The sequence below is a fragment of the Rathayibacter iranicus NCPPB 2253 = VKM Ac-1602 genome, assembly GCF_003149025.1.
In the GTDB taxonomy this organism is placed as follows: domain Bacteria; phylum Actinomycetota; class Actinomycetes; order Actinomycetales; family Microbacteriaceae; genus Rathayibacter; species Rathayibacter iranicus.
Window position 1 is genome coordinate 1 of record NZ_QGDV01000042.1, and the last position, 1,661, is coordinate 1,661.

Here is a 1,661-nt window from a genome sequence, read left to right on the forward strand (position 1 = left end):
TGGACCGAGAGAGTCTTCGAGGTGCCGTCGCGGACGTCGCCGACGATGACCTCTCCGACGGAGAGCGTGTCGAACTGCTCCGCCGTGAAGACGACACCTGTAAATGCGGGTTCTGGTGTGAGGGTGACGAAGGGCTCAGCGAGCATCTGGGACCCGCAGGCCCCGCAGAACAGGGGACCTCTGAGGTAGTGGTCGTGGGTGTGGCGTCGTTCGGAGGCGATCTTGCGGGCGTCGAGCAGGGTTTGGACCTGCTGCCACGTGTCGATGTCGATGAGTGGTTCGTGGGTGCCGGGCTGTTCGGCGCCTTTGTAGCGGACGATGCCGATGTAGTACGCGCAGCAGCTTGAAGAACCCCGATCGTGCGACTGGCGCGGACGGCCGCTTTGGGGTGGGGACAGTGGTCTGGCCGCGGGCGGTGACCTTGGCGAGGAGGTCCACCACGGACCGCTCGCCGGTGGCGTACTGCTCGAACACCCACGGCCTTGCTCGTCGCGTTTGCGGATGTTGAGGTAGCCGATGGGTGCGCGCGTGGGGGTGCCGCCGGGCCCGAATCTCTGGGTGAGTCCTTTGGTGACCTCGGTGGCGAGGTTCTTGGAGTAAAACTGTGCGATGCATCGACATGATGCCGTGCAGCAGCATCCCGGAGGGGGTCTCGTCGATGTTCTCGGTTGCCGAGACCAACGTGACCCCGGCGACGACTCGCGCACCCAACCATCGCGCTGCCGGTAACTCTGTGTTCAAGCCCTGTCGAGGAACTCCGAAATGAGGTGAACGAGTTCCTCCGTCTTCTCGAAGACGACCATGTGCCCGCTCTCCAGCTCGGCGTACTCGCTCCCCTGGATGGCGTCATGGAGTTCGCGGGCGTGCTCGATCGGAATAAGCACGTCACGGGTGGAGCCGATGACCAGCGCTGGTGACGAGATCGCAGGGAGCCGATCACGAATGTCAATGCGATGGTCAAGCTCAATCTGGCGAAGAGTGCCTGCGTCGGCCGTGATCGCCTCGACCGTAGCTTTGACCCCGTCGCTTCCGAAGCTGCTGAGGAACGGGGGCGAGAAGATGAGGAGCGCGCTATATGCAGAGAACGCGCCTTCATCGGTCTGCGCGAGCCGCTGCCATAAGTCGAGGGTTAACTGCTGGCGAGGGTCGTCGTTCCGCGCCCAGCCGTTGATGATGATCAGGCGACGTACTTTGCCGGCGTATTTGGCGGCCGCCGCTGCGGCGACGACTGCACCGAGTGAGAACCCGACTATGTCGAACGGCTCGTCGGTCACTGCTTGAGCGGCCCCTACAACTTGATCCACGAGGTCATCGACGCTGAGATCCTCGCTGCGCAACGGCGTTCTCCCGCTGCCGGAAAAATCGGGTGTGATGACTGTGTAGCGATCGGAGAACATGTCACGGATGTGTCCAAAGTTTGACTCACCGTCAGCGGCCGTGCCGTGGACGAAGAGTAGCCCCGGCCCGCTCCCTGAGGCCGTGTAGTACACGGGAGTGCTATGTACGTCGATTGTAGCCATTGATGGCTCATCGTAATTGGGGGTGTAGTCGGGGTCTGAAGCCGCCAGTTTCGAGCAGGCTGCGGGCGATGTAGTTGGTGAGGTTGCGGAAGCCGAGGGCGGTGCCGCGGAGGTGTTCGAGGCGGCCGTTGATCGCTTCGG

The 1,661-nt window shown here is 63.0% G+C and carries 2 protein-coding genes; one reads left to right on the plus strand and one right to left on the minus strand.

What is annotated here, in order from left to right:
• Positions 1-347, plus strand: a 347-nt coding sequence (locus tag B0H03_RS16850; protein ID WP_165828003.1) for a hypothetical protein, incomplete at its 5' end; no start/stop codon positions are given.
• A 390-nt stretch (positions 348-737) separates the two neighbouring features.
• Here B0H03_RS16850 and B0H03_RS15995 read toward each other — a convergent pair.
• Entirely contained in the window at positions 738-1,520 is a 783-nt protein-coding gene (locus B0H03_RS15995; protein ID WP_104265774.1) for an alpha/beta fold hydrolase, read from the minus strand.
• Positions 1,521-1,661: the final 141 nt, after the last annotated feature.

Coding starts and splice junctions, on each gene's coding strand:
- B0H03_RS15995 (WP_104265774.1), bottom strand. CDS start 1,520: ATGGCTACAATCGACGTACATAGCACTCCCGTGTACTACACGGCCTCA.